General features: G+C 68.0%; 30 protein-coding genes, 1 pseudogene and 1 riboswitch. Of the genes and pseudogenes, 18 read left to right on the top strand and 13 right to left on the bottom strand.

The genetic code is table 11. The features are described from left to right. The first annotated feature begins 24 nt into the window (after positions 1 to 24). Positions 25 to 411, top strand: coding sequence for a hypothetical protein (locus HNP02_RS11430; protein ID WP_184438265.1), 387 nt, complete (start codon positions 25 to 27; stop codon positions 409 to 411). Positions 412 to 421: 10 nt separating this feature from the next. Here HNP02_RS11430 and HNP02_RS11425 read toward each other — a convergent pair whose 3' ends face one another. Together HNP02_RS11425 and HNP02_RS11420 are read right to left on the bottom strand one after the other, a co-directional pair. Beyond that, positions 422 to 2,101, bottom strand: coding sequence for an FAD-dependent oxidoreductase (locus HNP02_RS11425; RefSeq protein ID WP_184438262.1), 1,680 nt, complete (start codon positions 2,099 to 2,101; stop codon positions 422 to 424). A 23-nt stretch (positions 2,102 to 2,124) separates the two neighbouring features. Further along, the gene (locus tag HNP02_RS11420) at positions 2,125 to 3,138 is read right to left on the bottom strand and encodes a diiron oxygenase (RefSeq protein WP_184438260.1); all 1,014 of its coding nucleotides are present in this window, start codon (positions 3,136 to 3,138) and stop codon (positions 2,125 to 2,127) included. Between the two features lie 137 nt (positions 3,139 to 3,275). Between HNP02_RS11420 and map the strand changes: the two genes are divergently transcribed. From map to HNP02_RS11400, 4 genes are all read left to right on the top strand, one after another. Then, positions 3,276 to 4,040: a type I methionyl aminopeptidase gene (gene map / locus HNP02_RS11415; protein WP_184438257.1), complete on the top strand. Its 765-nt coding sequence runs from the start codon at positions 3,276 to 3,278 to the stop codon at positions 4,038 to 4,040. Positions 4,041 to 4,061: 21 nt separating this feature from the next. Continuing rightward, complete coding sequence (gene serC, locus HNP02_RS11410) at positions 4,062 to 5,168, top strand: phosphoserine transaminase (RefSeq protein ID WP_184438255.1); 1,107 nt, start codon at positions 4,062 to 4,064, stop codon at positions 5,166 to 5,168. A gap of 126 nt (positions 5,169 to 5,294) precedes the next feature. Then, positions 5,295 to 6,092 (top strand): septation protein SepH, encoded by a 798-nt coding sequence (gene sepH, locus HNP02_RS11405; RefSeq protein WP_184438924.1) that lies wholly within the window; start codon positions 5,295 to 5,297, stop codon positions 6,090 to 6,092. 116 nt (positions 6,093 to 6,208) lie between these two features. Beyond that, complete coding sequence (locus HNP02_RS11400) at positions 6,209 to 7,117, top strand: SAM-dependent methyltransferase (protein WP_184438240.1); 909 nt, start codon at positions 6,209 to 6,211, stop codon at positions 7,115 to 7,117. Positions 7,118 to 7,132: 15 nt separating this feature from the next. Here the strand turns inward: HNP02_RS11400 and HNP02_RS11395 are convergent, their stop codons facing one another. From HNP02_RS11395 to HNP02_RS11385, 3 genes are read right to left on the bottom strand one after another with little or no spacing between them, the layout of a single operon-like run. Further along, positions 7,133 to 7,405, bottom strand: coding sequence for a DUF2537 domain-containing protein (locus HNP02_RS11395; RefSeq protein WP_184438237.1), 273 nt, complete (start codon positions 7,403 to 7,405; stop codon positions 7,133 to 7,135). 9 nt (positions 7,406 to 7,414) lie between these two features. After that, positions 7,415 to 8,233, bottom strand: coding sequence for an RNA methyltransferase (locus HNP02_RS11390; RefSeq protein WP_309241512.1), 819 nt, complete (start codon positions 8,231 to 8,233; stop codon positions 7,415 to 7,417). Further along, positions 8,230 to 8,661, bottom strand: coding sequence for a MarR family winged helix-turn-helix transcriptional regulator (locus HNP02_RS11385; RefSeq protein WP_184438231.1), 432 nt, complete (start codon positions 8,659 to 8,661; stop codon positions 8,230 to 8,232). The genes HNP02_RS11390 and HNP02_RS11385 overlap by 4 nt, the downstream gene beginning before the upstream one ends. A gap of 95 nt (positions 8,662 to 8,756) precedes the next feature. On the opposite strand from HNP02_RS11385, the gene HNP02_RS11380 reads away from it, so the two are divergent. Further along, a complete protein-coding gene (locus HNP02_RS11380) occupies positions 8,757 to 9,026 on the top strand; it encodes a DUF2530 domain-containing protein (RefSeq protein WP_184438228.1) in 270 nt (89 codons plus the stop codon). Between the two features lie 14 nt (positions 9,027 to 9,040). Beyond that, entirely contained in the window at positions 9,041 to 9,496 is a 456-nt protein-coding gene (locus tag HNP02_RS11375; protein WP_184438226.1) for an SRPBCC family protein, read from the top strand. On the opposite strand, the gene HNP02_RS11370 is transcribed toward HNP02_RS11375, so the two are convergent. Further along, positions 9,493 to 10,455 (bottom strand): DUF3027 domain-containing protein, encoded by a 963-nt coding sequence (locus tag HNP02_RS11370; protein WP_255506462.1) that lies wholly within the window; start codon positions 10,453 to 10,455, stop codon positions 9,493 to 9,495. The genes HNP02_RS11375 and HNP02_RS11370 overlap by 4 nt on opposite strands. Before the next feature lie 98 nt (positions 10,456 to 10,553). Here HNP02_RS11370 and HNP02_RS11365 point away from each other — a divergent pair, with 98 nt between their 5' ends. After that, a complete protein-coding gene (locus tag HNP02_RS11365; RefSeq protein ID WP_375373658.1) occupies positions 10,554 to 12,242 on the top strand; it encodes an MFS transporter in 1,689 nt (562 codons plus the stop codon). Then, positions 12,239 to 12,727 (top strand): DUF2771 domain-containing protein, encoded by a 489-nt coding sequence (locus HNP02_RS11360; RefSeq protein ID WP_184438220.1) that lies wholly within the window; start codon positions 12,239 to 12,241, stop codon positions 12,725 to 12,727. Before HNP02_RS11365 ends, HNP02_RS11360 begins: the two co-directional genes overlap by 4 nt. On the opposite strand, the gene HNP02_RS11355 is transcribed toward HNP02_RS11360, so the two are convergent. Continuing rightward, complete coding sequence (locus HNP02_RS11355) at positions 12,724 to 13,758, bottom strand: glutathione S-transferase family protein (RefSeq protein ID WP_184438216.1); 1,035 nt, start codon at positions 13,756 to 13,758, stop codon at positions 12,724 to 12,726. The genes HNP02_RS11360 and HNP02_RS11355 overlap by 4 nt on opposite strands. A 120-nt stretch (positions 13,759 to 13,878) precedes the next feature. On the opposite strand from HNP02_RS11355, the gene HNP02_RS11350 reads away from it, so the two are divergent. Beyond that, entirely contained in the window at positions 13,879 to 14,757 is an 879-nt protein-coding gene (locus HNP02_RS11350; RefSeq protein WP_184438213.1) for an endonuclease domain-containing protein, read from the top strand. A gap of 43 nt (positions 14,758 to 14,800) precedes the next feature. On the opposite strand, the gene HNP02_RS11345 is transcribed toward HNP02_RS11350, so the two are convergent. Then, on the bottom strand, positions 14,801 to 15,211 hold the full coding sequence (locus HNP02_RS11345; RefSeq protein WP_184438210.1) for a cold-shock protein: 411 nt from the start codon (positions 15,209 to 15,211) through the stop codon (positions 14,801 to 14,803). Positions 15,212 to 15,390: 179 nt separating this feature from the next. Here HNP02_RS11345 and HNP02_RS11340 point away from each other — a divergent pair, with 179 nt between their 5' ends. From HNP02_RS11340 to HNP02_RS11325, 4 genes are all read left to right on the top strand, one after another. Further along, the gene (locus HNP02_RS11340; RefSeq protein WP_184438207.1) at positions 15,391 to 15,795 is read left to right on the top strand and encodes a YccF domain-containing protein; all 405 of its coding nucleotides are present in this window, start codon (positions 15,391 to 15,393) and stop codon (positions 15,793 to 15,795) included. Continuing rightward, entirely contained in the window at positions 15,792 to 16,850 is a 1,059-nt protein-coding gene (gene moaA, locus HNP02_RS11335; protein ID WP_184438204.1) for a GTP 3',8-cyclase MoaA, read from the top strand. The genes HNP02_RS11340 and moaA overlap by 4 nt, the downstream gene beginning before the upstream one ends. Before the next feature lies 1 nt (position 16,851). Beyond that, positions 16,852 to 17,121, top strand: a complete 270-nt coding sequence (locus HNP02_RS11330) for a MoaD/ThiS family protein (RefSeq protein WP_309241511.1) — start codon at positions 16,852 to 16,854, stop codon at positions 17,119 to 17,121. Between the two features lie 217 nt (positions 17,122 to 17,338). Continuing rightward, positions 17,339 to 17,543: riboswitch (cyclic di-AMP (ydaO/yuaA leader) on the top strand. 10 nt (positions 17,544 to 17,553) lie between these two features. Beyond that, positions 17,554 to 18,807, top strand: a complete 1,254-nt coding sequence (locus HNP02_RS11325) for a transglycosylase family protein (RefSeq protein WP_184438201.1) — start codon at positions 17,554 to 17,556, stop codon at positions 18,805 to 18,807. Between the two features lie 11 nt (positions 18,808 to 18,818). On the opposite strand, the gene HNP02_RS11320 is transcribed toward HNP02_RS11325, so the two are convergent. From HNP02_RS11320 to HNP02_RS11305, 4 genes are read right to left on the bottom strand one after another with little or no spacing between them, the layout of a single operon-like run. Then, on the bottom strand, positions 18,819 to 19,247 hold the full coding sequence (locus HNP02_RS11320) for a molybdenum cofactor biosynthesis protein MoaE (RefSeq protein WP_184438198.1): 429 nt from the start codon (positions 19,245 to 19,247) through the stop codon (positions 18,819 to 18,821). Beyond that, positions 19,244 to 19,723, bottom strand: coding sequence for a molybdenum cofactor biosynthesis protein B (locus HNP02_RS11315; protein WP_184438195.1), 480 nt, complete (start codon positions 19,721 to 19,723; stop codon positions 19,244 to 19,246). Before HNP02_RS11315 ends, HNP02_RS11320 begins: the two co-directional genes overlap by 4 nt. Beyond that, complete coding sequence (gene moaC / locus HNP02_RS11310) at positions 19,720 to 20,148, bottom strand: cyclic pyranopterin monophosphate synthase MoaC (RefSeq protein WP_184438918.1); 429 nt, start codon at positions 20,146 to 20,148, stop codon at positions 19,720 to 19,722. The genes HNP02_RS11315 and moaC overlap by 4 nt, the downstream gene beginning before the upstream one ends. A gap of 56 nt (positions 20,149 to 20,204) precedes the next feature. Continuing rightward, positions 20,205 to 20,408 (bottom strand): hypothetical protein, encoded by a 204-nt coding sequence (locus HNP02_RS11305; RefSeq protein ID WP_184438192.1) that lies wholly within the window; start codon positions 20,406 to 20,408, stop codon positions 20,205 to 20,207. Positions 20,409 to 20,478: 70 nt separating this feature from the next. On the opposite strand from HNP02_RS11305, the gene HNP02_RS11300 reads away from it, so the two are divergent. The 4 genes from HNP02_RS11300 (at position 20,479) to HNP02_RS11285 (ending at position 25,710) form a co-directional block, all read left to right on the top strand. Beyond that, on the top strand, positions 20,479 to 22,734 hold the full coding sequence (locus HNP02_RS11300; protein ID WP_184438189.1) for a helicase-associated domain-containing protein: 2,256 nt from the start codon (positions 20,479 to 20,481) through the stop codon (positions 22,732 to 22,734). Positions 22,735 to 22,777: 43 nt separating this feature from the next. Then, positions 22,778 to 24,427, top strand: a complete 1,650-nt coding sequence (locus HNP02_RS11295; RefSeq protein WP_184438185.1) for a DNA repair helicase XPB — start codon at positions 22,778 to 22,780, stop codon at positions 24,425 to 24,427. Further along, positions 24,424 to 24,774, top strand: coding sequence for a VOC family protein (locus HNP02_RS11290; RefSeq protein WP_184438182.1), 351 nt, complete (start codon positions 24,424 to 24,426; stop codon positions 24,772 to 24,774). Before HNP02_RS11295 ends, HNP02_RS11290 begins: the two co-directional genes overlap by 4 nt. Before the next feature lie 84 nt (positions 24,775 to 24,858). Further along, positions 24,859 to 25,710 carry an NAD(P)H-binding protein gene (locus HNP02_RS11285; RefSeq protein WP_184438179.1) on the top strand — a complete coding sequence of 284 codons (852 nt, stop codon included), beginning with the start codon at positions 24,859 to 24,861 and terminating at the stop codon, positions 25,708 to 25,710. 2 nt (positions 25,711 to 25,712) lie between these two features. Here HNP02_RS11285 and HNP02_RS11280 read toward each other — a convergent pair. Then, positions 25,713 to 26,228 (bottom strand): annotated as a pseudogene (locus HNP02_RS11280) (hypothetical protein); the annotation flags it as partial.

Below are 26,228 nucleotides of genomic sequence, written 5' to 3'. Positions count from 1 at the left end.
CACCACGCCGAAGGAGCATTAGCCATGAAGATCCTCGTCGCCACCGGACTGACCCAGGGCATGGAGGCGAACGACTACCACTACTGCATCGAGGGCGAATTGGTGTGGATTCAGGAGCCCTGCCGAAGGGGCCGCGAGGACCCCGATGGCGGGTGCGGATGCGGCAGGGGTTTCGCAGGGGCGGCGTCACACCGGGCCACCACCACCGCCATCGTCGTGGAGTCGGAGATGACGCCTGACGACATGATCCTGGCTTTCCAAACCAGCCTCGCCGATGGTGGCTGGCCGACCGCGTGGGCATGCGACGTCACCGACGAGAACCTGGAACTCGCGAGACGACTGCCGGCCGGGACCGTCATCACACGACGACTGGAAGCCGTCTGCGTGCGCGCCGAGACGTTGAGGGACTAGCGACGAGTGTCTAGCGGCGCAAGCCGGCGAGCAGCCGGCGCCCCATTGACGGCGTTGGCGCGGTCGCCGCGGCGGCGAGCATGTCCTCGACCGAGGTGAACTTGTTGCGGGGTCGGTCGCCTCCCCCGCGGGAGATCTCCGCCGCGTCGATCGCCTTCCACCCGGCGCTGTCGACCACCTCGGGCCTGCGCTCGCGGACGAGCCGGTCCAGCGCTGCCGGCCGCGCAACGGGGTCGTGGAGCCGACCGTCGTTGTAGTCGGCTACCAGTTCGTGCACGGTCTCGGCGGCGCACGACTTGTTGGTGCCGATGAACCCGGTGGGTCCGCGCTTGATCCAGCCTGCGACGTAGGCACCGCGCACCGGTGTATTCGAGGTGGGGTCGACCACGCGACCGCCGGTGTTGGGCACCACGCAGGCGTCGTCGTCGAACGGCAGGTCGCGAATGGGCTTGCCGCGGTAGCCAATCGAGGTGAGCACCAGCCCGGCCTCGACGGTGCGGATCTCGTCGCTACCGGTGGCGGTGAACGCCACGCCCACCACTCGATCCGTGCCGAGGACGCGCTGCGGGGTCATGCGGTAGGCCAGCCGGATCCGGGGGCCGTCGATCGGCGCGGAGGCGTCGCCGAGCTTCGCGAGGATCTCGAGTTTGTTGCGGGTCAAGGAGTCCGACACTTCCGCGAGGTCGCGTTGAACGAGTTCGTGGTCGGCCGCGTCGAGCACCACGTCGCACTTCGCGGTCAGCCCGATCAACTCCGGCAGCGTGAACGCCGACTCCGCCGGGCCACGCCGCGCCGCGATGACGACCTCCCGCACGTGCGATCCGCGCAGCACGGCAAGGGCGTGGTCGGCGATGTCGGTGCGCGCGAGGTCGTCCGGGTCGGTGGTCAGCACGCGCGCCACGTCGAGGGCGACGTTGCCGTTGCCGATGACGACCACGCGTTCGTGACTGAGATCGACGGGCAGATCGGCGAACTCGGGATGGCCGTTGATCCAGGCCACCATCTCGGTGGCCGTGCCGCTGCGTGCCAAGTCGATGCCCTCGACGTCGAGCCGGCGGTCGTTGGGTGCACCGACTGCGTAGAGAACCGCGTGATGGTGGGCCAGCAGTTCGGCGTGGCTGACGTCCCGACCGATCTCGAGGTTGAGGTAGAACGAGAACCCGGGCAGCCGCGACATTCCGTCGAACAGCCGGGTCACCCGCTTGGTGCTCTGATGGTCGGGCGCGACGCCGGCGCGGACCAGTCCGTAGGGGGTTGGCAACTTCTCGAAGACGTTGACCCGCACGCCCTTCTGCGTGAGCAGCTCGTCTGCGGCGTACATGGCGGCTGGCCCCGACCCGACGATGGCCACGGTGAGCGGGCCACCGGAGCGCGGCCTGATATTCGGCGCTTCGATCACGGGTGCCAGCTTCGAGGTCGGCGGAACCTTCTCGTCGGCCCGCCGCGTCGGATAGAACGCCGCGTTGAGCTCGATGAACGGCGATTCCACCAGCTTCGAGGCGGTCGAGATGGCCCCGACCGGGCACGCCGACACACACGCGCCGCAGTCCACGCACGATGCCGGATCGATGTAGAGCATCTCGGCCGTGGCGAAGCCCGGCTCGTCCGGTGACGGATGAATGCAGTTCACCGGGCAGGCGTAGACACAGGACCCGTCGCTACAGCACGACTGGGTGATCACATGGGGCACGAAGGTCTCCGGCGTTGATCCGGTTACGCCGCGACGACGTGCTGGCGTTGCGGCTCACTGCGGAACCGGCTTGGCCTGCCGTCGATCTTGCAGATCCGCCAGACGAGCTTGGCGGCCGGGTTGATCAGACCGGTGTCGTGGCACAGCATCCGGACGTCACCGAACATGTCGCGCAGCATCTGCCGCGACTCCGGCGAGCGGAAGAACACGTCCTTGCGCACCGAGCGCGGGATGTCGAACGTCTTCCAGAACGAACGCGGCGGAACGATGATGGCCGAGCACAGGATCCGCATGGTCAGCGGGACGTACACCGACAGCAGGAACCGCTTGCGCCACGGCAGGTGCGGAAGCCGCTTGCGCAGGTACTCGTGCGCGAACGAGATGTGCCTGGCCTCCTCCGCGACGTGGATGGCCATCACCCGCTCCATGATCGGGTGCAGCGTCTTGCCTTCGCGCAACACGTTCTTCTGGGTGTGGTCGATGGGCTCCTCGCCCGCGAGGATGCCGAACCAGAACGGGATCGGCAGCGGACCGGCGACCAGCGGGATGAGCGGCTGAATCCACTTCAGCAGCCGCGGCATGCCAGGCACGTCGACACCGATGCGGTTCACCATCTCCTGGAACATCATGGTGTGGTTGCACTCTTCGACGGCCTCGTGCAGGCAGTACCGGTACTCCGGCGAGCCGTTGGGCGCCCAGAAGGCGTACTCCATCAAGCCCCGGATGAGGATCGATTCGAAGTGCAGGCCGACCTTGGCCACGTTGGCCTGGCGCCACATGCCGATCTTGATCTGCTGCTCGAGCGGCTGCGACTGGTACCAGGGATGGCGGCCGAGCGGGTCGGTGCCCGGGAGGACCCAGCGCGGATCGTTGTCGGTGACCTCGAACTCCGGGGAGTTCCAGTCGATGTCGGTGTACGGGTTGAAGTTGCGCCGCACCGACCCCTCAGACAGTGTGGTGAGCATGTCGACGTATCCGGCGTCGTCGGTCACATCCATGTTCCGACGCCAACGCGTGATCATCTTCGTGCGAGCCATTCGAACCCTCTCCTGAGGTTTACATTGACCTGCTTGATGTACAACACGGTACCGGAGGTCCCAGGAATTGAACAGGGGGTTCCTGAGATGTGGTCCAGCCAGGTAATGCCAGTCACATGTGATGTGAGTCACATGTGATGGTCCAGCTGAAGACCGAATCCGAGATCGAGGCGATGGCCGCCGCAGGCGCCGTCGTGGCCGAAGCTCTGCGGGCCGTCATCGGCCACGCGCAACCGGGACGCACCACCGCCGACCTCGACAAGGTCGCTGCTGACGTGCTCGCCCGACACGGCGCCACCTCGCCCTTCCTCAACTACCACCCGGACTGGGCGCCGTCGCCGTTCCCCGCAGTGCTGTGCACCAGCGTCAACGACGCCATCGTGCACGGCGTCCCCAACGCCGAGGTGCTGGCCGACGGCGACCTGGTGTCAGTGGACTTCGGCGCCACCCTGCGAGGGTGGTGCGGCGATGCGGCCCGCAGCTTCATCGTCGGGACACCCCGCACGCAGGACGCCGCGCTGATCGCCGCCACCGACGCGGCGCTGGCGGCCGGGATCGCCGCGGTCCGGTCGGGCAACACGCTCGGTGACATCGGGTACGCCATCGAGAAGGTGGCCCGCGGTGCCGGCTACGGCATGCTCGCCGATCACGGCGGCCACGGCATCGGACGCACCATGCACGAAGATCCCCACGTGCCCAACGAAGGTCGCCGCGGCAAGGGCATGAAACTGCGCCCCGGTCTGGTGATCGCCATCGAGCCGATGCTGATCGCCGACGGCACCGACGGATACCGGCACGACTCGGATGGCTGGACGCTGCGCACGGCGACCGGCGCCAGGGCAGCGCACAGCGAGCACACCGTCGCGATCACGCGCGACGGTGCCCGCATCCTGACCACCTGATCGCGCCATTAGGCTGGGACCATGGCCGACTTAACGATTCCCGCCGACCTCAAGCCCAAGGATGGCCGCTTCGGCTCCGGGCCGTCGAAGGTCCGACCCGAGCAGCTGCAGGCACTCGTCGCCTCGGGCCACCTGTTCGGTACGTCGCACCGGCAAGCACCGGTGAAGAACCTCGTCGGCCGGGTCCGCGACGGCGTCCGTCAGCTGTTCTCGCTGCCCGACGGCTACGAGGTCATTCTCGGCAACGGCGGCTCGACCGCGTTCTGGGACGCCGCGGCGTTCGGGCTCATCGACAAGCGCTCGCTGCACCTCACGTTCGGCGAGTTCAGCGCCAAGTTCGCCTCGGCTGTCGCCGCCAACCCGTTCGTCGGCGATCCGATCATCGTGAAGGCCGATCCCGGCAGCGCGCCGGAGCCACAGTCCGATCCGTCGGTCGACGTCGTCGCCTGGGCCCACAACGAGACCTCGACCGGCGTCGCGGTCCCGATTCAGCGTCCAGCCGGTGATGCGCTCGTCGTCATCGACGCCACGTCGGCCGCAGGCGGTCTGCCCGTCGACATCGCCGACACCGACGTCTACTACTTCGCGCCGCAGAAGAACTTCGCCTCGGACGGCGGGCTGTGGCTGGCGATCGCCAGCCCAGCGGCTCTGGCGCGCGTCGAGGCGATCGCCGCGTCCGGCCGCTGGGTCCCCGACTTCCTTTCGCTGCCGATCGCGGTCGACAACAGCCTGAAGAACCAGACCTACAACACCCCGGCCATCGGCACCCTGGTGCTGCTGGCCGAGCAGCTCGACTGGTTGCTGGGCAACGGCGGGCTGGACTGGGCCGTCAAGCGGACCGCCGATTCCTCGCAGCGGTTGTACTCCTGGGCAGAGGCTGGGTCGTACACGACGCCGTTCGTCTCCGATCCTGCGCTGCGGTCACAGGTGGTCGGCACGATCGACTTCGCCGATGCGGTAGATGCTGGCACCGTCGCCGCGACAATGCGGGCCAACGGCATCGTCGACACCGAGCCGTACCGCAAACTCGGCCGCAACCAGCTGCGGGTGGCGATGTTCCCCGCCGTCGACCCTGACGACGTCAGTGCCCTCACCGCCTGCGTGGACTGGGTCGTCGAGCGCCTCTGACCTGCTCGCGCCGTCTGTTCTTCGCGCAAGCGCTCATAACCGCGTGTCAGAAGCGGTAACGGCCCGATAACGCAGTAGGGTCACCCGTTGAGCCGCGCTTCGTCCGGCGGCCAGGAGGAGGTCGGCATGCGAGAACTCAAGGTCGTCGGACTAGACATCGACGGCAAACGCATCATCTGCGAAACAGCCGACTCTTCAGACAAGTTCGTGCTGACCCCAGACGACCGATTGCACGCTGCACTGAACGGCGAGAACGCCAGTTTCACTCCACCCAAGATCGAGGCTGAGATTCCAAGCGTGCTGCGTCCCAAGGACATTCAAGCCAGAATTCGCGCGGGTGCATCCGTCGAGCAGATCGCTTCGGCCTCCGGCGAAAGCATGAGTCGAGTCGAGCGATTCGCCCACCCCGTGTTGCTGGAACGCTCTCGCGCGGCGGAGCTGGCCACCGCCTCCCACCCGGTATTGGCCGACGGGCCCACCGTCATGACGCTGCTGGAGACGATCACGACCGCCCTGGTGTCCCGTGGCCTCGATCCCGAAGGCACCTCTTGGGATGCCTGGCGCAACGAGGACGGCCGCTGGACCGTGCAGCTGACCTGGAAGGCAGGCAGATCCGACAACGCCGCGCACTTCCGCTTCACCCCCGGCGCGCACGGTGGCACCGTGACGCCGTTCGACGATGCCGCCGCCGAGCTCATCGATCCGCACTTCTCCCGCCCGCCGCTGCGTTCGGTGGCGCCGGTGCCCACGCTCGACTTCACCGAACCGATCCCGGTCGTCGCGCCAGAGCTCTTCACACCCGAGCCCGTCACACCGGAACCCGAGCCTGCTGCGCCGAAGCCTGCGCGCGCCCGCAAGCGCAAGCCCGAAGTGCCCGGCTGGGAGGACGTCCTGCTTGGCGTGCGCTCCGGCACCCAGCCGTGACCGGCGCCTGACTCCTTCACCGAAAGACGGCCGTCTGCGCATGGCCGCATGCTGTGGCATCATTGATTAAGCCGACTAACTAATCTCGGTGATTCCGCAGCTAAGGACGTGAATTCATGCCTCGTACCGACGGCGACACGTGGGATCTGGCCTCCGGTGTCGGTGCGACCGCGACCGGCGTTGCGGCCGCTCGCTCGCCCGCCTCACTGGGCCCCAACCCACTGATCGAGGACCCGTTCGCCGAACCCCTGGTCCGCGCCGTCGGTGTCGACTTCTTCATCAAGATGGCTCTTGGTCAGATCGAGGCCGACGAAGACAACCCGGTCCTCGACACGCGGCACCTGGCCGACGGCATGGCCGTCCGCACCAAGTACTTCGACGACTTCTTCACCTCGGCGACCGACGCCGGCCTGCGGCAGGCGGTCATCCTGGCCTCCGGTCTCGACGCCCGGGCGTACCGCCTGCAATGGCCGTTGGGAACGACGGTGTTCGAGGTGGACCAGCCAGAGGTGATCGATTTCAAGGAACGCACCTTGGCCGAGCTCGGCGTCACCCCGACGGCCACTCTGCACTCCGTCGGCATCGACCTGCGCAGGAACTGGACACGGCAACTGCTGCTGGCCGGGTTCGATACCAAGGTGCCAACGGCGTGGATCGCCGAGGGGCTTCTGGGCTATCTGCCGCCGGAGGCGCAGGACCGGCTGTTCGACGAAATCACCCGACTGTCCGCGCCGGGCAGCCGTATCGCCACCGACTGGTTGCCGGACATGGAGGCGCTGACCAACGACCGGATCCGCGCATTCGGCGCCAGCCAGCGAGCCAAGGGGCTGGACATCGCCGACCCGTCGGAGCTGAGCTATATGGGCGAGCGCAACAGCGTCGTCGAATATCTCCATCAGCGCGGCTGGCACACCTCGACGGTGACCGCCGAGGACGAGTTCGTCGCCAATGGCCTCGCCTTCCCTTCCGACGACGCCATGACCGGGTTCTTCAACGCGTCCTACACGTCGGCGCAGCTGACCTGACGGCGACGAAAGACGTTACGCGCCAAGCGCCATCCCGAGCAGCGTCAGCCATCCCACTGCCACACCGACCCCGCTGCCAAGCACGAACCACCGCCACACGGGGCGCGAGCGCCAGCCCCATACCGTTGGGGCCAGCCCACCGACGGCCACCAGGTTGAGCCCGACCGCCAGCAGCGGATGCACGCGGGTGAGGCCAAGGCTCAGCACGATGATCGCTGCCGCGGTCACCGCCGCGACGAAGGCGGCCACCGTCAGCCCGGTCCCCCACGGAGTCGCGTCGTCGGTCACGCGGACAGCCTAGTGGCCGGTCCTGGAACGTTCGTAGAACGTCAGGGCGGCGGCCGTCGCGACGTTCAGCGAGTCGGTGTCCCGCGACATCGGAATGCGCACCCTGACGTCGCACGCCCGCATCGCCCGCTCGGTCAGTCCAGGCCCCTCGGCACCGACGAGGATGGCCACCCGCTGATCGGCCAGCGCGGGCATGGCCTCGGCCAACGAGTTCGCAGCAGGATTGGGCGTCATGGCCAGCAACCGGAAGTCCTTGTCCTGCAACAGTTCCAGATCACGTGGCCAGTGCGGCGCCCAGGCATAGGGCACCAGAAGCGCGTGCCCCATCGAGACCCGGACGGCACGCCGGTACAACGGATCGGCGCAACCACTGCCGAACACCACCGCATCGACGCTGAGGCCGGCGGCGTTGCGGAAGATTGAGCCAAGGTTCTCGTGGTCGTTCACGCCCTCGAGCACTGCGACCGTGCGGGCATGCTCGAGTACCTCGGCGACCGATAGCTCCGGCGGCCGCGGCGCCGCGGCCAACACTCCCCGGTTGAGGTGGAAGCCGACGACGTCGGCCATCACCTCGGCGCTCGCGATGTAGAACGGGGCGTCGGTGCGATGCAGATCGGCGGTCAGCTCGCCGAGTCGGCGTTCGGTGCCGAGGAACGCGCGGGCGACGAACCGCGATGCCAGCATGCGCTGCACCACCAGGACACCCTCGGCGATCACCAGGCCCTTGCCGGTGGGCAGGTCGGGCCGTCTATCGATGCTGTTGAGATCTCGGAAGTCGTCGAGCCGCGGATCGGCGGGGTCGTCGACCACTACGAGTTGGGCGCTCACGTGCTTTCGTCGACGATGGCCAGCATCAGTTCTGCCGCGACGAGCAGCGTCTTGCGCTGTTCGGGCTCGAGTGCGGCCAGCCGCTGTTGCAGCCATTCCCGGCTGGCGCGGCGCTCCACTTCGAGGAGCTCGGCGCCCTTCTCCGACACCGACACCAGTACCTGGCGGCCGTCGTCGGGGTGCGGGCCCCTGTCGACGAAGCCGATTTCGCACAGCGACGCGATCACCCGGGTCATCGACGGCGGCCGTACGCGTTCGCGGAAGGCGAGTGCGCCCGGGGTCATCGGGCCCTCCTTGCCGAGCGTGGCCAGCGCCGACAATTGCGACAGTGACACCGGCGAGTCGGGCCGACGGAAGCGCAGTTGCCGTGCCAAGCGCAGGACCGCGAGCGATAAGTCGCTGGCCAGTCGCGCGTCGGCGTCGGTCACGTGCCAAAGAGTACCGACACCGTTAGCAGATCCGGTGCAGACGACCATTTCGGGCGCGTACCCCAGTCGGGCCCAATCGACTAGGTTTGTCCGCGATGGCCGAGACGACACCCGAGCCCGGCGCTGATGCGCAGGCACCGCCCGCGTTGCCCGCTGCGCTGTTGCAGCCGTGGCCGGTCATCGTCGCGATCGCCGCGGGCTGGCTGATCGCCGTCGTGCTGGCCTTCACGGTGCCCGACCTGCACGCCTGGCGACCGGTGACCGTCGCCGGGCTGGGCGTGGGAGTGCTTGGCACGTCGATCTTTCTGTGGCAGCGGCGCGCGGTACGACGTGGATCCCGTGGTGCGCAGTCCGGACTCAGCTGATCGAAGGAGGGGCAATGGCGGAACCGTTGTTGCAGGCCCAGATCGACATCGATGCACCGCCCGCGACGGTGTGGGCGCTGATCTCCGACTTCCGCCTCATGCCGCGCTGGAGTCCTCAGTGCCGACTGATGAAGGCGCGCGGCCCGCTGCGGCAGGGCACCAAGACGATCAACATCAACCGGCGCAAGTTCATGTACTGGCCCACCAGGGCCCAGGTCACCGAGCTGATCCCCGAGCAGAAGCTGGCCTTCCGGGTGACCGAGAACAACACGATCTGGAGCTATGAACTGGAGCCCACCGCCACGGGCACCCGTGTCGTCGAGAGCCGGCACGCCGAGAACGGGGTGAAGCCGACGTCGAACTTCATGGTCGGCGCGTTGTTCGGTGGGGTGCCCAGCTTCGAGCGCGAACTGGTCGACGGGATGAACGATTCGCTGGCGCGCATCAAGGCCGCCGCCGAGAGCGGTTAGTTCGCCGGTTCGGTCGGTTCCGCAGGTTCAGTCGGTTCCGGAGGCTCTGCCACTTCCGCAGACTCGGTCGGCTCCACGACCTCCGCAGACTCCGCGGGTTCGACGATTTCAGCCGCTTCCACGACGTCCACGGGCTCAGCGGGATCTGCCGGTTCGGCTGCGTCCTCGACGGGTGCCACCGGAACCACCTCGGTGACCTCGATGACGCCGTCGTCGAACGGATCGAACGCAGGCGATCCGATTCCCGGTGGCGCCGGGGTCTCCGAGTGCGCGCCGCAGCCGTACTCGTCGGCCACCACACGGCCGTCGGCCGACATCTCGTTGGCGCACACCCCGAAGGACGTTCCCAGCGATCCGGTCAGTGGCAGATAGAAGCCGCAGTCCCTGCAGACCCGGCGCGTCGAGCGCGCCATCGTCGAATCCGGCCCGAAATCGCCGTCCTGCCAGCGCTGCGCGGCTTCGATGCGGCCCCACGCGCTGAGCACCTGGCGGCGGCCCAAACCGAGCTCGCCTGCGAGTTCGTCGAGGTCCGGATCACCCGACGACACGTAGCCGGGTACCAGCCGTGGGTCGTTGGTGGGTGGGGACAGCAAATCGCCGGGGCTCAGATCGCCCGGCTGGAGGCGGTTCTCCCACGGCACCCACTGCGGCGCCAGCAGCGCCGTCGGTCCAGGCACCAGGACCACTTCACTGATCGTGGCACGGTCTGCGCCGGGGTAGGCCGCCACCACCACCGCCCACTGCCAGCCCTGATAACCGGGCATGCTGGCCAGGAAGCGATGGGTTGCGGCGGTCGGATCGTCGAAGCTGGCGCCGAGGTACTCGCCGACGGCGTCGGGCCCGTTGAACTCGGTGATCGCCGTGCGAGCCAGGTCAACGGCACCCGTCAGCACCGTCGCGAGATCCGCCCGTTGATCCGTCGGGGGGACCGCGGCGTCGTGCTCGGCGGCTTCGATCATGCTGTCCATCGGGGTCAATACTGCCTGATAACCAAGGAGCAAGGCCACACCGGTCGCCCTACGGGCGGCTGTGGTGGCGATGGGGAAGAATCGGAGGCGTGAGCGGATCGCGTCGTGACCCCGGCAGCGCCGGTGACCCGAGGGATCCCCGCTACTACCCGCCGCGGCCGCCCGCCGACAGCGCAGAGCACCCTGGCATGGCCAACTACCCCAGCGGCGACGCCGGTTACCGGCGAGGTGCGCCGCGCAACCAGCAGGGCCCGAGCGCCAACCGGTGGCTGCCTCCGCTGGACGGGACGCAGTCCACTGAGGGTCGGATCCCGCGCGCCGATGCTCCGCCGCATGGCGCCGGGCAGGCAGCCGGCCAACGGGTCACGGTGACAAGGGCCGCGGCGCAGCGCAGCCGCGAAATGGGCTCGAAGATGTACGGCCTGTTCCACCGCGCGGCCACCGCCGACGGTGCCGACAAGTCCGGGCTGACCGCACTCACCTGGCCGGTGATGGCCAACTTCGCCGTCGACGCCGCGATGGCCGTCGCGCTGGCCAACACACTCTTCTTCGCCGCCGCATCCGGCGAGAGCAAGAGCAAGGTCGCGTTGTACCTCTTGATCACCATCGCACCGTTCGCCGTGATCGCCCCGCTGATCGGCCCGGCGCTGGACCGGTTTCAGCACGGTCGCCGGGTGGCGCTTGCCATGTCATTCGTGGCGCGCACCGCGCTGGCGGTGGTGCTGATCGCCAACTACGACACCGCGACGGGCAGCTTCCCGTCGTGGGTGCTCTACCCTTGCGCCCTCGGAATGATGGTGTTGTCCAAGTCATTCAGCGTGCTGCGCAGCGCCATGACACCGCGCGTGCTGCCGCCGACGATCGACCTGGTCCGAGTCAATTCACGGCTGACGGTGTTCGGCTTGCTCGGCGGGACCATGCTCGGCGGCGCCATCGCCGCTGGGGTGGAGTATCTGTTCAACATGTTCCACATGCCCGGCGCGCTGTACGTGGTCGTCGCCGTCTCGGTCTGCGGCGCGGTGTTGTCGATGCGCATTCCGAAATGGGTCGAGGTCACCGAGGGTGAGGTGCCGACCACGCTGACGTATCACGCCCCCACCGAGCAACTCCGCAGGAAGCCCGAGAAGGCGGCACGACAACCGTTGGGGCGCAACATCATCACCTCTTTGTGGGGCAACTGCACCATCAAGGTCATGACAGGTTTCCTGTTCCTGTATCCGGCGTTCGTGGCGAAGTCGCACGATGCGAGCGGCTGGGAGCAGCTGCGCATCCTCGGCCTGATCGGCGCCGCCGCAGCCATCGGCAACTTCGCAGGCAACTTCACCAGCGCCCGGCTCTCACTCGGACATCCCGCGAAGTTGGTGGTGCGAGCCACGACCGCGGTCACCGCCGTCGCTCTGGCCACCGCGATCACCGGCAACCTGTTCATGGCCGCGTTCGCCACCCTCGTCGCGTCCGGGTCCAGCGCGATCGCCAAGGCATCACTGGACGCGTCGCTTCAGGACGACCTACCGGAGGAATCGCGTGCGTCGGCGTTCGGCCGGTCGGAGTCGCTATTGCAGTTGGGCTGGGTCGCGGGCGGCGCGACGGGCGTGCTGATCTACACCGACCTGTGGGTCGGTTTCACGGCGATCAGCGCCGCGCTCATCGTCGGGCTTGCGCAGACATTGGTCAGCTACAACGGCGACTCGCTGATCCCCGGCTTCGGCGGCAACCGCCCGGTGTTCGCCGAGCAAGAGGGTGGTCTCCCCGACCCAGCGGCAGTGCCGCGGCAGTGAAGAAGGTTCTGGCGGTACTGATTACGGTCGCCGTGCTGGCATCGGCGGCGACCGGCGTGCTGATCTGGCGGCTGACCCGCGACCCGGCTCCGCTGCACCCGGAGATCAGCGCGTACACCCACGGCCAGTTGGTTCGGGTCGGGCCGTACCGGTTCTGCGACGTCTTCGAGATCACCAAGTGCGACGTCGCGGAGACCATCGGCGAGCTCGTCGTCACGTCCCGCGACCCGGTGCAGTTGTCGGTGCCGCCGTCGATCTCGCGGGCGCCATGGGTGCTGCTGCGCGCCTACGAGGATTCCGGCGACAGCGTGGTCGAGGAGTTCCGGCCGGGCAGCAGGCTCGCGGTCACCATTCCGACCGTCGATGCGCGCCGCGGCAGGTTGACCGGCATCGCGGTGCAGCTTCCGACGTTGGTGCGCGACGAGCAGGGCAACGTGTTTCCGTGGCCGCACGCCGAATGGTCGGTGCGGACGGTCTGGCCCTAGCCGGCCGAGTGCCCCGGCGGTACCCGCTCGGCCTCCAGCGTTGGCCCCGGCGGTGAGCCGTCACCGAAGGGTCTGCCGCCCAACGCTTCCCGGCCATGCGCGGTCAACCAGTTGGACAAGTCGGGCCCCTTCGGCACGACCTGTGTCGGGTTGATGTCGGCGTGCACGACGTAGTAGTGCCGCTTGATCTGGACGAAGTCGACGGTGTCGCCGAAGCCGGGCGTCTGGAACAGGTCGCGGGCGTACGCCCACAGCACCGGCATCTCGTCGAGCTTGGACCGGTTGCACTTGAAGTGGCCGTGATAGACGGGGTCGAACCGGGCCAGCGTGGTGAACAACCGGACGTCCGCCTCGGTGATGGTGTCCCCCACCAGATACCGCTGCCCGCTGAGGCGTTCGGTGAGCCAGTCCAGTGCGGTGAACAGGCGATCGTAGGCCGCGTCGTAGGCCTCCTGGGACCCGGAGAACCCGCAGCGGTACACGCCGTTGTTGACCTCGGTGTAGACGCGCTTGGCCACCTCGTCGATCTCGGCGCGCAGCGGCTCGGGATAGAGCTGCGGCGCGCCTGCCCTGTGGTGGGCCGTCCACTCGGTCGAGAGGTCCAGCGTCATCTGTGCGAAGTCGTTGGTCACCACCTGACCCGTCGGCACGTCGACGATCGCGGGCACGGTGATGCCCTTCGGATAGTCGGGGAACCGTTTGAAGTAGGCGTCCTGCAGGCGCGGGATCTGCAGCACGGGGTCGACGCCGCCGGGGTCGAGGTCGAACGTCCAACTGCGCTGATCGTGCGTCGGCCCGCAAAAGCCTATGGACAGAACGCCTTCCAGGCCGAGGAGCCTGCGGACGATGATCGCCCGGTTGGCCCATGGGCACGCCCTGGCGACGACGAGACGGTACCGCCCCGGCTCGACGGGATAATGATCGGAACCGTCGACTCCGGCTTCTTTTGCTCCTCGCGTCCGCAGGATCCGGGTGGTGATGTAGTTGGTGTCGCGGTTGAAGTCGCCCTTGGGCGCGACGTAGGAAGCCACGGTGTCGATTCTTCCCCTCGAACGTCGACTTTTCGGTGCGAAACCAGCCGATTGTCACCGAAAGGTCGACGTTCGCGCCGCCCCGCGGAACGCCACGGCCTCTGTCGGCGTCCAATGTCCGTGGCAGCACCAAGGTGGCCGTTCGTCGGCACGGAGGCACTCGCGGCTGGGTCGGTGACCGACCATCGGCTCCGCAGCTCATACGTCGCAGTCCACCGAAACGTGTACGTCCCCCGCGGTGCCGAGCTCACCGCTGCGGACAAGGCCGTCGCAGCCTGGCTGTTCTCCCGGCGGCTCGCCGTCGTCGCGGGTATGTCGGCGGCGGCGTTGCACGGCGCGCGCTGGATCGATCCGAAACTCCCCGCCGAACTCAACCGGTCAGGGCGCGACAAGGTCGACGGGATCGTCCTTCACAGCGATGTACTGGCCGACGACGAGACCTGCATCGTCAACGGCTTACCGGCGACGACCCCCGCGCGTACGGCATTCGACATCGGTCGACGCCGAGGCCTCGAGGTCGCGGTCATTCGGCTCGACGCGCTGATGCAGGCCACCAAGCTCAAAACGCCCGACATCGACCTACTCGTCGAACGTCACGCCGGCGCACGAGGAATCGTCCAGTTGCGCAACGCGATCAGCCTTGCTGACGCCGGGGCGGAGTCACCTCAGGAGACACGCACCCGGCTGCTCCTGGTCGCTGCAGGGATGCCACCGCCAACGACGCAGATCGACGTCTATGACGCCGACGAATACTTCGTCGCACGCTTGGACATGGGTTGGCCGCAGTACAAGGTGGGCGTCGAGTACGACGGTGCCCAGCACTGGACCGACGCCAGCCAACGGAGTCGTGACATCGATCGGATGGCGGAGCTTAACGCGCTCCGCTGGACGATCGTGCGAGTCAGCAGCGAGATGTTGCGACACCGTCCGGCGACGGTAGTCGCGCGAGTTCGATCAGCACTTCGCGAACGTGGACTTCTCGTCGACAGAATCGACTGAAGTCAACGACAACTCGACGTTCGAGGCACCGAAACGCGGAGATCTAGGCGTCGAGCTCCTGCGCGACGGCCTTGACCACCTCGGACACCCGGCGGGCGGTCTTGCGGTCGGGGTACTTGCCCTTGCGCAGCTCGGGCTGCACCGCACCCTCCAGCAGCGTGATCATGTCCTCGACCATGCCGTGCAACTCGTCCGGAGTGTGCTTGTGCTCGACGGTCGTGGCCTCGCGGCGGGTACGGGTCAGGCTCGGCGGCGGGTCGATCACCTTGACGCTCAACGCCTGCGGTCCGCGTCGGCCCGCGGCGATGCCGAACTCGACCTTCTGCCCGGCCTTGAGGTCCTGAATCCCGGACGGCAACGCGGAGGAGCCGACGTAGACGTCCTCGCCCTCCTCCTGGGACAGAAAGCCGTAGCCCTTTTCGGAGTTGTACCACTTAACCCTGCCGGTAGGCACTGGTCCTCCACCCGCTCGTCGTCTCGCTTGTAACCTGGTCACATAATGAAAGCGTCCCGCCTGCGCAGGACGCGAATGCAATGATCCTACTCGGCCGCCATTCCGACCAGCACCTCGATTACTCCCGCCAACGCGGCCCGGGCCGCACTCGGTAGGCTGGGAGAACCGCTGGAGGGAAGATGCGCCTGATCCTGAACATCATTTGGTTGATCTTCGGCGGTCTCTGGCTGGCGTTGGGTTACTTCCTGGCCGGAATCATCTGCTTCATTCTGATCATCACGATCCCATTCGGCTTCGCCGCGTTCCGCATCGGCCTGTACGCCCTGTGGCCGTTCGGCTCCACCGTGATCGACAAGCCAGGAGCACGGCCGGGCGCCCTGATCGGCAATGTCATCTGGCTGATCCTGTTCGGCATCTGGCTGGCCATCGGACACGTCATCACCGCGATCGCAATGGCGATCACGATCATCGGCATCCCGCTCGCACTGGCCAACCTCAAACTGATCCCGGTTTCGCTGATGCCGCTTGGCAAGGAGATCGTTCCCACCGACGTCCCCGCCGGTCACGTGGGGGTGCCGCGATGACGGCCACGGATCTCGGCCTGCCCTCGCTGCGGTCGGCCATCGCAACGACGGACTCCCCGAGCACGGGCCCGCTGGTCGACACGTTCGGCCGCGCCGCGACGGACCTCCGGGTGTCCCTGACCGACCGCTGCAATCTGCGCTGCACGTACTGCATGCCCGCCGAGGGCCTGGACTGGCTACCGGGCGACGACCTTCTCAGCACGTCCGAACTGGCCCGGTTGATGGGCATCGCGGTCACCCGGCTCGGCATCACCAGCATCCGATTCACCGGTGGCGAACCACTGGTGTCCAAGAAGCTCGATGAGATGGTGGCGGCCGCCGCCGCGTTGCGCCCGCGTCCCGAGATCGCCATGACCACCAACGGAATTGGCCTGGCGCGGCGGGCCGCGCGGCTGAAGGCGGCCGGCCTGGACCGCGTAAACGTGTCCCTGGACACCGTCGACGCCGCGCACTTCGCCCGCATCACCCGGCGCGACAGGCTCCGCGACGTGCTCGAGGGTCTGGCCGCTGCCTCCCAGGCCGGCCTGGCCCCGGTGAAGGTGAACGCCGTACTCGACCCGGTGACGGGCCTCGACGACGCCGTGACGCTGCTGCGCTACTGCGTTCAGTACGGATACCAGCTGCGCATCATCGAGCAGATGCCGCTGGACGCCGGCCACCACTGGGATCGCGACCAGACCATCGGGGCCGACGCCATCCTCACCACCCTGCGCCGTCACTTCGACCTACGGCCGGACTCCAAGCCACGTGGGTCGGCTCCCGCGCAGCTGTGGCAGGTCGACGGCGGCGCAGGCACCGTCGGCGTGATCGCGTCCGTGTCGGACGCCTTCTGCGGCTCCTGCGACCGGACTCGGCTCACCGCCGACGGCCAAGTCCGCAGCTGCTTGTTCTCGCAGGAGGAGACCGATCTGCGACGCCTGCTGCGCACCGGCGCGGACGACGACGCGATCGAGGCGGCCTGGCGGGCGGCAATGTGGGCCAAGCCTGCGGGACACGGCATCAACGATCCCGACTTCGTCCAGCCCGACCGCCCGATGAGCGCGATCGGCGGCTGACGTGACCCATGTGCAGGCCGAGATCAAGGTGAACATCCGATACTTCGCTGCCGCGCGGGCGGCGGCGGGCATGGAAGAAGAGACGCTTGTCGTCCTCGATGGGACGTCGGTGACGGATCTGGTCGAGCAGCTCAGCGCCCGCAACCCGAGCCTGGCGACGGTGCTGGAGAGGTGTTCATTCCTGTGCGACGGCATCGCCGTCCGCAATCGGGCCGAACCGCTCCGAACAAATCAGACCGTCGATGTCTTACCGCCCTTCGCCGGCGGGTGACAGTGATCCTCATCACATAACGAAACGGTCACAAACTGTCCCACGTGACATTGGCCTCATCGAAACCCTGCGAAAACGCCACGCCGTGCAGCCGTTTTAATGTCCTCATAAGATTTGCCACACGAAGAATCGCCGCCTCTGTCAAAAGGTGACGGGGACTCGCGTACCCGTTACGGTCATGACCCAAGCCACACGACCCCCCTCGGGTGGCCCGCTGTGCCCGATAACGCCGAATTCCATCCATTGGGCACCAGTAGAAACAGACGGATGGAGGCGGGGGACCCAACCGGTCCACCGATATAGAAGGACCAGGAGCCTTGGCTCCTTGGGGTGAAGCCGAAGTCGCCACGAGCGACGGAGGCCGGGTAGCCTCTCCAACCCGAACCCGACAGCTGACCTCGCAGGCGTTTACGAGAGGACTTACCTGTACCTATGGGTCGGCATCGCAAGCCCACTACATCGGCCGTAAAAGTCGCGAAGATCGCCTTCACGGGCGCCGTGATCGGAACGGGAAGCATCGCCCTCGCCGGGCAGGCTGGCGCAGCCACCGACGGCGAATGGGACCAGGTCGCCCGCTGTGAGTCTGGCGGCAACTGGGCCATCAACACCGGCAACGGCTACCAGGGCGGCGTGCAGTTCTCGCCGAGCACCTGGGCCTCGCACGGTGGCGGCGAGTTCGCACCGGCCGCGAACATGGCCACCAAGGAAGAGCAGATCGCCGTCGCCGAGCGCGTGCTGGCCTCGCAGGGCCGCGGCGCGTGGCCGGTGTGCGGACACGGGCTGTCCGCCTCGACACCGCGCAACGTGGTCGCCGACGCACCGCAGCCGCTCGACAACCCCGATCTGAACGGTGAGCTGCCGCCTCCGCCGCCGTTCGATCCGATGGCCCCGCCGCCTCCGCCGGAGGGCTTCGCTCCTCTGGGCGCCCCGATGCCGCCGGCCCCGCCCGCGCCCGATCTGCCTCCGCCTCCGCCTCCGCCCGCGGACATCGCGCCGCTCGACGCACCCCTTCCCGCCGACGCCCCGATGCCGGTCGACGCTGCGGCGATCACGCCGCTCGACGCACCGCTTCCGGCTCCCGACGCACCGGCACCCGATGCACCGCCACCCGTGGTCGAGGCCGCGAACTGGGACGTCGTCGACGGCGGTCCGGCCCCGGTCGATCAGCCGCAGGCCTGGGCACTGCACGCCGGTGACGTCCCGCTCGATCCGGTGCTCCCGGTCGTGCCGCCGGCGCCCGCGCCCGCACCGGCCCCGGAAGCAGCTCCCGCACCGGATCCGTTGGCACCGCTGAACGCCGTCAACGTCCCGGCGCCCGCCTTCGACGCTGCCAACCAGGCGATCAGCGGCGAACTGCCGACTCCCCCGAACGGCATCCCGCACCTCGCCAGCCCGGACGCTCCGCCTCCTGGTTCGACCATGGACCCCGACCAGGCGGGCCCCGGCGATACGCCGAACGTGAGCTACCTCAAGGATCTGTGGCAAGCCGTCCAGAGCCATGACATCAGCGGCAAGGAAGCCCTGATGATGGGACTGGCTCAGCGTGGGATGAACACCCCGTACCCGGACCAGGCTCCCGGCCCGAACGTTCCCGTCACCCCGGGAGATCCGGCCGCTGCGGCGCCCGTGAACCCGGCGCTGCCGCCGGCACCCGCGCCGCTGCTGCCTCCGCCTCCCGGCGCGTAGTCAGCGCGCCGTCAGGCGGATCCGACCCACTCCTCGGAGCCGTCGCCGAAGAACTGGTGCTTCCACACCGGTAACCGTGCCTTGACCGTGTCCACCAACAGTGCGCACGTCTCGAATGCGGCGCGCCGATGGTCTGCCGCGACCGCGGCGGCCAGTGCGACGTCTCCGATCTGCAACGTGCCGATGCGGTGGCTGACCGCGATGGCCCGCACGCCGTGACAGCCGAGGGCGATCTCGTCGGCGACCTCGATGAGCGTCTGCTCCGCCGTGGGATGCGCGGAGTACTCGAGGCGGGTCACGTGCCGTCCCCCGTCGTGGTCGCGCACGACGCCTGCGAAGCCGACCACTGCCCCGGCGGCCCGGCGTCCCACCAACGCCTCGTGCTCGGCGAGGTCGATCAGCTCCGTGCTCAGCGCGACGCGCACCACGATTGCGGTCATCGGCTGTGGTCCTTCCCACCGAGTTGGTCCAGTGCATGCTCGAGCACGTCGGCGAGCACCCCGAGACCGTCCTTGACGCCCCCTGGCGACCCGGGCAGGTTGACGATCAGGATGCCGTCCCGCACGCCGCACACCCCGCGGGACAGGACCGACGTCGGTACGTGCGGGAGCCCGGAACGCCGGATCGCCTCGGCGAGGCCGGGGATCTGGTAGTCGACGATGTTGGCGGTCGCCTCGGCGGTGCCGTCGGTCGGCGAGATGCCGGTCCCGCCGGACGTGATGATCACGTCGGGCTTCTCGCCGACCGCCGCGAACAGCGCGCGTGGGATCGCGAGGCCGTCGGGCACCACGACCGGAGGGGGCACGTCGTAGTCGCGTTGGGTCAGCCAGTCGACGATGACGGGACCGGTGCGGTCCTCGTACACGCCTGCCGAGGCGCGGGTCGAGGCGATGATGACGCGGGCCGAGCGGGTCACGGGCGGGACCAGGGACCGGTCTTGCCGCCCTCCTTGCGCACGACCTGGATGCCCTCGATGCGGGCGGCGGGGTCGACGGCCTTGAGCATGTCGTAGAGCGTCAGGGCGGCCACGCTGACCGCGGTCAGCGCCTCCATCTCGACGCCGGTGCGGTCGGTGGTGTGCACGGTGGCGGTGATGCCGATATCCGTCGAGCCCACCTCGAACTCGACGTCGACGCCGGTGAGTGCCAATTGGTGGCACAGCGGGATCAGGTCGCTTGTCCGCTTCGCGGCGAGGATGCCTGCGACCCGCGCGGTGGCCAGCGCGTCGCCCTTGGGCAGGCCGCCAGTGGCGATCAGCTCGATGACGTCGGCCCTGGTCGCCAGGGTGCCCACGGCGACGGCGGTGCGTTTGGTGGCGTCCTTGCCGGTCACGTCGACCATGTGCGCCGCGCCCGAGTCGTCGAGGTGGGACAGCCGATCTGGTCGTGCCGTCACGGCTATTTGTTGATGACCGTGACCGGGTGGGTGTACGGCAGTTCGTCGGCCGGCAGGGGGAACGTCAGCTCACCGAAGGGTGACAGCGCGCCCGTGCGATCGGTGGCCAGCTCGCTGACCGCGTGATCGTCGTCGCCGTTGACCTCGGGCCAGCCGTTGTCGACGTAACGCTTCTTCTGCGGTTTGTTCTCAGCCACGCCCCACATTGTGGCAGGCGATGCTCGCGCTGGCGAGACCGGCGGGCAGTAACGCGCAGCTGGCTTAGGCTGGTCGGCAATGACCGAAGTTTCCCCGGGTGTGCCGCTGGGCGCCTGGTTGGCCGAGTTGCCCGACGAGCGGATCATCCGACTGCTGGAGTCGCGGCCCGACCTGACCCAGCCGCCGCCCGGGTCGATCGCTGCGCTGGCTGCCAGGGCCCAGTCCCGGCAGTCGGTGAAGGCTGCCACCGACGACCTCGACTTCCTTCGGCTCGCGGTGCTCGACGCGCTCTTGTTGTTGCACGCCGAGGCCTCGGCGGTTCCGTTGACGAAGCTGTTCGCGTCGATCGGCGAGCGCAGCTCGGAGGAACAGCTCAGCGCCGCCGTCGATGACTTGCGAACCAGAGCGCTGGTGTGGGGCGACACCTCGGTACGCGTGACTGCCGAGGCGGCCGCGGCACTGCCCTGGTACCCGGGGCAAGTCACGCTCGAGGCCACCGATCTCGACGCGGCGCGGGTGGGCGAGCTGCTCGAGCACATCGACCTGCCGCAGCGCGAGCTGCTGGAGCGACTCGTCGACGGGTCACCAGTCGGCCGCACCCGCGACGCCGAGCCGGGTACCCCCGCGGACCGGCCGGTACAGCGGCTGCTGTCGTCCGGCCTGTTGCGCCAGGTGGAGACCGACACCGTAATCCTGCCGCGGCTGGTGGGTCAGGTGATGCGCGGTGAGTCACCCGGGCCCACCGAGCTCACCCCTCCGGTCCCGGTGGCGACGACGACGAAGGTGGCCGACGTCGATGCCGTCGCCGCAGGCGCCGCCATCGATCTGCTCCGCGAAGTCGAGGTCGTACTCGAGACGCTGTCGAGTGCACCGATCCCCGAATTGCGCAGCGGCGGCGTCGGAGTGCGTGACGTCAAGCGGTTGATGAAGGCCACCGGGATCGACGACCAACGACTCGGGCTCATCCTCGAAGTCGCCGCGGGGGCCGGGCTGATCGCGGTGGGCACGCCCGAGCCCGACCCGCTCGACGGCAGCGGCCCCTACTGGGCACCGACGGTGGCAGCCGACCGATTCATCGAGGCACCTGCCGCGAATCGCTGGTATCTGCTGGCGTCGACGTGGCTGGATCTGACGTCCCGGCCAGGGCTGATCGGCGAGCGCGGGCCTGATGGCAAACCCTATGCCGCGCTTTCAGATTCGCTGTTCTCCACCGCCGCGCCACTGGACAGGCAACTGCTCCTCGCCGTGCTCGCCGACCTGGCACCCGGGCAAGGAGTGGACGCGGAACTCGCGTCGCGCGCGTTGGTGTGGCGCCGGCCCCGATGGGCGGCGCGGCTCCAACCGAAGCCGATCGCCGCGCTCCTCACCGAGGCGCATGCGCTTGGCGTGGTCGGACGTGGCGCTCTTGCGACCCCGATCCGCAAGCTGCTCGCCGGGGCCTCGGAGTCCGACATCGTGCTGGCGATGGACAAGGCGCTGCCCAAGCCGATCGACCACTTCCTCCTGCAGGCCGATCTCACCGTCGTGGTACCCGGCCCGCTGGAACGTGAACTGGCCGAACAGTTGTCGGCACTCGCGACCGTCGAGTCGGCGGGCGCGGCGATGGTGTACCGCATCAGCGAGCAGTCGATCCGGCGCGCGCTGGACACCGGTCGCACGGCGAGCGGGATCCATGCCTTCTTCGCACGGTATTCCAAGACGCCCGTGCCGCAGGGATTGACCTATCTCATCGACGACGTCGCCCGCAGGCACGGCCAGCTGCGGGTCGGGATGGCGGCCTCGTTCGTCAGGTGCGAGGATCCTGCCCTGCTGGCGCAGGCCGTCGCCGCACCGTCACTGGATGCGCTGGACCTGCGGGTCCTTGCCCCGACCGTCGCGGTGTCTCAGGCCGCGATCGGCGACGTGCTCGCCGCGCTACGCACTGCCGGTTTCGTGCCGGCGGCCGAGGACTCGTCGGGCACGATCGTGGACATCCGCGCCCGCGGTGCCCGGGTGCCCGCGCCCGTCCGCCGCCGCGGCTACCGTCCGATGGCCACTCCGACCACGCAGACGCTTGGCGCCATCGTCGCCGTGTTGCGCAAGGTGGCGGCCGCGCCGTTCGGCGCGGGCAAGCTCGATCCGGCCGAGGCGATGGCCCAACTGCAGAGCGCCGCCCACCAGCAGGCGTCGGTGGTGATCGGCTACGTCGACCCGGCAGGCGTCGCGACGCAGCGCGTGGTGGCCCCGATCAACGTCCGGGGAGGCCAGCTGACCGCCTACGATCCGGCGTCTGGGCGGGTGCGTGAGTTCGCCATCCACCGCGTGACGTCAGTGGTGTCGGCAGACCAGGGATAATGCACGGAATGACCTTCAAGCGAGAAGCGAAGCGGCATCGCGCATGACCGACGGCCCCCTGATCGTGCAGTCCGACAAGACCGTGCTGCTCGAAGTCGACCACGAGCTCGCAGGCGCCGCCCGCGCGGCGATCGCACCATTCGCCGAGCTGGAGCGCGCCCCCGAGCACATCCACACCTACCGCATCACCCCGTTGGCGCTGTGGAACGCCCGCGCAGCGGGCCACGACGCCGAGCAGGTGGTCGATGCGCTGGTGTCGTTTTCTCGCTATGCGGTGCCGCAGCCGCTGCTCGTCGACATCGTCGACACGATGGCGCGCTACGGCCGGCTGCAATTGGTGAAGAGCCCGGTGCACGGCCTCGTGCTGGTGAGCCTTGATCGCGCCGTGCTTGCAGAAGTGCTGCGCCACAAGAAGATCGCCCCCATGCTCGGCGCCCGCATCGACGACGACACCATCATCGTGCACGCCAGCGAGCGCGGGCACATCAAGCAGATGCTGCTCAAGATCGGGTGGCCCGCCGAGGACCTCGCCGGCTACGTCGACGGCGAGGCGCATCCCATCACGCTCGATCAGAACGGCTGGGAGCTGCGCGACTATCAGGAGATGGCGGCCGAGTCATTCTGGGCGGGTGGTTCGGGCGTGGTGGTGCTGCCGTGCGGCGCGGGCAAGACGATCGTCGGCGCGGCGGCGATGGCCAAAGCGGGTGCGACGACGCTGATCCTCGTCACCAACACCGTCGCCGGGCGACAGTGGAAGCGCGAGTTGATCGCCCGCACGTCGTTGACCGAAGAGGAGATCGGCGAGTACTCCGGCGAGCGCAAGGAGGTCCGGCCGGTCACGATCGCCACCTATCAGGTGATCACGCGCCGCACCAAGGGCGAGTACCGCCACCTCGAATTGTTCGACAGCCGCGACTGGGGGCTGATCATCTACGACGAGGTGCACCTGCTGCCCGCCCCGGTGTTCCGCATGACGGCCGATCTGCAGTCGCGACGCAGGCTCGGGCTCACCGCGACGTTGATCCGCGAGGACGGCCGCGAGGGTGACGTGTTCTCGCTCATCGGGCCGAAGCGGTACGACGCCCCGTGGAAGGACATCGAGGCGCAGGGCTGGATCGCGCCTGCGGAGTGCATCGAGGTGCGCGTGACGATGACCGACAACGAGCGAATGATCTACGCCACGGCCGAGCCCGAGGAACGCTACAAGCTGTGCTCGACGGCGCACACCAAGATCGCGGTGGTGAAGTCGATTCTGGCGCGCCACCCCGATGAGCCGACGCTGGTGATCGGGGCGTACCTCGATCAACTCGACGAACTCGGCCGGGAACTCGACGCACCCGTGATCCAGGGCTCGACCAAGACCGCGGACCGCGAAACGCTGTACGACGCGTTCCGCCGCGGGGAGATCCGGACGCTGGTGGTTTCCAAGGTCGCCAACTTCTCCATCGATCTACCGGAAGCCAGTGTGGCCGTGCAGGTTTCGGGAACGTTCGGGTCGCGGCAGGAGGAGGCGCAGCGGCTCGGCCGGCTGCTGCGACCCAAGGCCGACGGTGGCGGCGCGATCTTCTACTCGGTGGTGTCCCGCGACAGCATGGACGCGGAGTACGCCGCGCATCGGCAGCGCTTCCTCGCCGAGCAGGGTTACGGCTACGTCATCAAGGACGCCGACGACCTGCTGGGCCCGGCGATATGACCGTGCGACGGGTGATGCCGATCATCACGGTGTCGGACCTGGAGGCGTCACGCGATGCGTATGTAGCGGCGCTGGGGCTGCGGGAGGTGATGAACCACGGATGGATCATCACGCTCGCCGACGATGAGCACCGCCACCAGGTCAGCCTGATGACGCAGGATGCGACTGCGCCGGTGAACCCGACGGTGTCCATCGAGGTGGACGATGTCGACGCTGCCCATCAGGCGGCCCTCGACGCGGGGCTGCGGATCGTCCATCCGCTCAGCGACGAGGAATGGGGCGTGCGGCGGTTCTTCTTCGCCGACCCCGCAGGCAACGTCGTCAACGTGTTGAGCCACCGCCACTAGACTTGCGGCCCGTCAGACGATCAAACATGTCATAGAGTGTTTCGACTATGGATCGTCTCACCGCGCGGTTGTTGAATTTGGGCCATGACCAACACATCGCAACCCCAACTGAACCACTCCATCCTCGTCATCGGTAGCACCGGCAAGACCGGACAGCGTGTCGTAGACCAACTCGAAGCGCGCGGCATCGCCGTCCGGCATGGCTGCCGGACGGCGGACATCTCATTCGACTGGGACAACCCTCAGACCTGGGCGCCCGCACTCGCGAACGTCGACAAGGTCTACATCACCTACTACCCCGACCTCGCCGTCCCAGGATCGGTCGACGCCATCCGCAAGCTCAGCAACCTCGCCAAGGAGGCCGGCGTGCGCCGGTTGGTACTCCTGTCCGGTCGCAACGAGGTCGAGGCCGAACGCGCCGAGGACGTCGTCAGGGCGTGCGGCCTGGAATGGACGATCGTCCAGTGCGCCTTCTTCTCACAGAACTTCAATGAAGGCGCCTGGCTCGAAGAGGTTCTCGCAGGCAGTGTTTCGCTGCCGGTCCGCGACGTCCAGGAGCCGTTCGTCGACGCCGACGACATCGCCGACGTCGTGGTGGCGGCGCTCACCGACGATCGCCACGTCGGCCAGCTCTACGAGCTGACCGGGCCGAGGCTGCTCAGCTTTGGCGACGCCGTGGCAGAAGTCGCGGCAGCCGCAGGGCGGCACATCGACTTCGTGTCGGTGTCCATCGACGACTACGTGGCGATGCTGAAGGAGTACGGGGTGCCCGACGACTTCATCTGGCTGCTCAACCACCTGTTCACCGAAGTGCTTGGCAGCAAGGCGCAATTGGGCGACGGTGTGCAGCGAGCGCTCGGTCGCCAGCCACGCGACTTCACCGACTACGCACGCGAGGCCGCAGCGACGGGCGTGTGGGGCGCCGACAATGCCTAGGTCTACAACCCGACAAGGATGGCGACCAATCCCGGCAGCAAGGGCGAAGCATCCAGAATGTCGGTCACCACAAACGTCACCGTGCGGAGTCCTAGATTCAGATTGAGGACGCCGCCGCTGGTCGCGAACGTGACCGACTGCAGTGCATCCTGGTACTCCTGGACCGAAGCGGTACCCGTCAGCGTCAACGTGCCCGCGGTCGGGTTCCACACCTTGGTCAGGTGGGTACCAGCGGGAAGGTTGACCGCGAGTACGTCATTCCCCCCGAGGAGTCCGCCGGTGACCGTGATGACGGCTTGCTTCAACGACGTCGAGGAGTCGACTATCGAGACCAACGGATCCACGGTCTTCGGCGCAGCGTTGTTGCTGTACAACAGGTTTCCGACGACCGAGGTGATCACGATGGGGGGATCGTTAGCCAACACCGTCAACACCACCGGCACCGACACCGCCGGCAACAACGCCCCCGGATCGGTCACCCCATAGGTAATCGCGCGGGCCAACAACCCCACCGTCGT

Origin of the sequence: Mycobacterium sp. AZCC_0083, from assembly GCF_014202335.1 — a bacterium.
GTDB lineage: Bacteria > Actinomycetota > Actinomycetes > Mycobacteriales > Mycobacteriaceae > Mycobacterium.
The sequence above is the reverse complement of the archived record's forward strand: the minus strand, read 5'-3'. Positions and strand labels throughout refer to the sequence as shown.

Coding starts and splice junctions, on each gene's coding strand:
- HNP02_RS11430 (WP_184438265.1), top strand. CDS start 25: ATGAAGATCCTCGTCGCCACCGGACTGACCCAGGGCATGGAGGCGAAC.
- HNP02_RS11420 (WP_184438260.1), bottom strand. CDS start 3,138: ATGGCTCGCACGAAGATGATCACGCGTTGGCGTCGGAACATGGATGTG.
- map (WP_184438257.1), top strand. CDS start 3,276: ATGGTCCAGCTGAAGACCGAATCCGAGATCGAGGCGATGGCCGCCGCA.
- serC (WP_184438255.1), top strand. CDS start 4,062: ATGGCCGACTTAACGATTCCCGCCGACCTCAAGCCCAAGGATGGCCGC.
- sepH (WP_184438924.1), top strand. CDS start 5,295: ATGCGAGAACTCAAGGTCGTCGGACTAGACATCGACGGCAAACGCATC.
- HNP02_RS11400 (WP_184438240.1), top strand. CDS start 6,209: ATGCCTCGTACCGACGGCGACACGTGGGATCTGGCCTCCGGTGTCGGT.
- HNP02_RS11380 (WP_184438228.1), top strand. CDS start 8,757: ATGGCCGAGACGACACCCGAGCCCGGCGCTGATGCGCAGGCACCGCCC.
- HNP02_RS11375 (WP_184438226.1), top strand. CDS start 9,041: ATGGCGGAACCGTTGTTGCAGGCCCAGATCGACATCGATGCACCGCCC.
- HNP02_RS11370 (WP_255506462.1), bottom strand. CDS start 10,455: ATGATCGAAGCCGCCGAGCACGACGCCGCGGTCCCCCCGACGGATCAA.
- HNP02_RS11340 (WP_184438207.1), top strand. CDS start 15,391: ATGCGCCTGATCCTGAACATCATTTGGTTGATCTTCGGCGGTCTCTGG.
- moaA (WP_184438204.1), top strand. CDS start 15,792: ATGACGGCCACGGATCTCGGCCTGCCCTCGCTGCGGTCGGCCATCGCA.
- HNP02_RS11325 (WP_184438201.1), top strand. CDS start 17,554: ATGGGTCGGCATCGCAAGCCCACTACATCGGCCGTAAAAGTCGCGAAG.
- HNP02_RS11320 (WP_184438198.1), bottom strand. CDS start 19,247: ATGACCGCAATCGTGGTGCGCGTCGCGCTGAGCACGGAGCTGATCGAC.
- moaC (WP_184438918.1), bottom strand. CDS start 20,148: ATGGTCGACGTGACCGGCAAGGACGCCACCAAACGCACCGCCGTCGCC.
- HNP02_RS11305 (WP_184438192.1), bottom strand. CDS start 20,408: ATGTGGGGCGTGGCTGAGAACAAACCGCAGAAGAAGCGTTACGTCGAC.
- HNP02_RS11300 (WP_184438189.1), top strand. CDS start 20,479: ATGACCGAAGTTTCCCCGGGTGTGCCGCTGGGCGCCTGGTTGGCCGAG.
- HNP02_RS11295 (WP_184438185.1), top strand. CDS start 22,778: ATGACCGACGGCCCCCTGATCGTGCAGTCCGACAAGACCGTGCTGCTC.
- HNP02_RS11290 (WP_184438182.1), top strand. CDS start 24,424: ATGACCGTGCGACGGGTGATGCCGATCATCACGGTGTCGGACCTGGAG.
- HNP02_RS11285 (WP_184438179.1), top strand. CDS start 24,859: ATGACCAACACATCGCAACCCCAACTGAACCACTCCATCCTCGTCATC.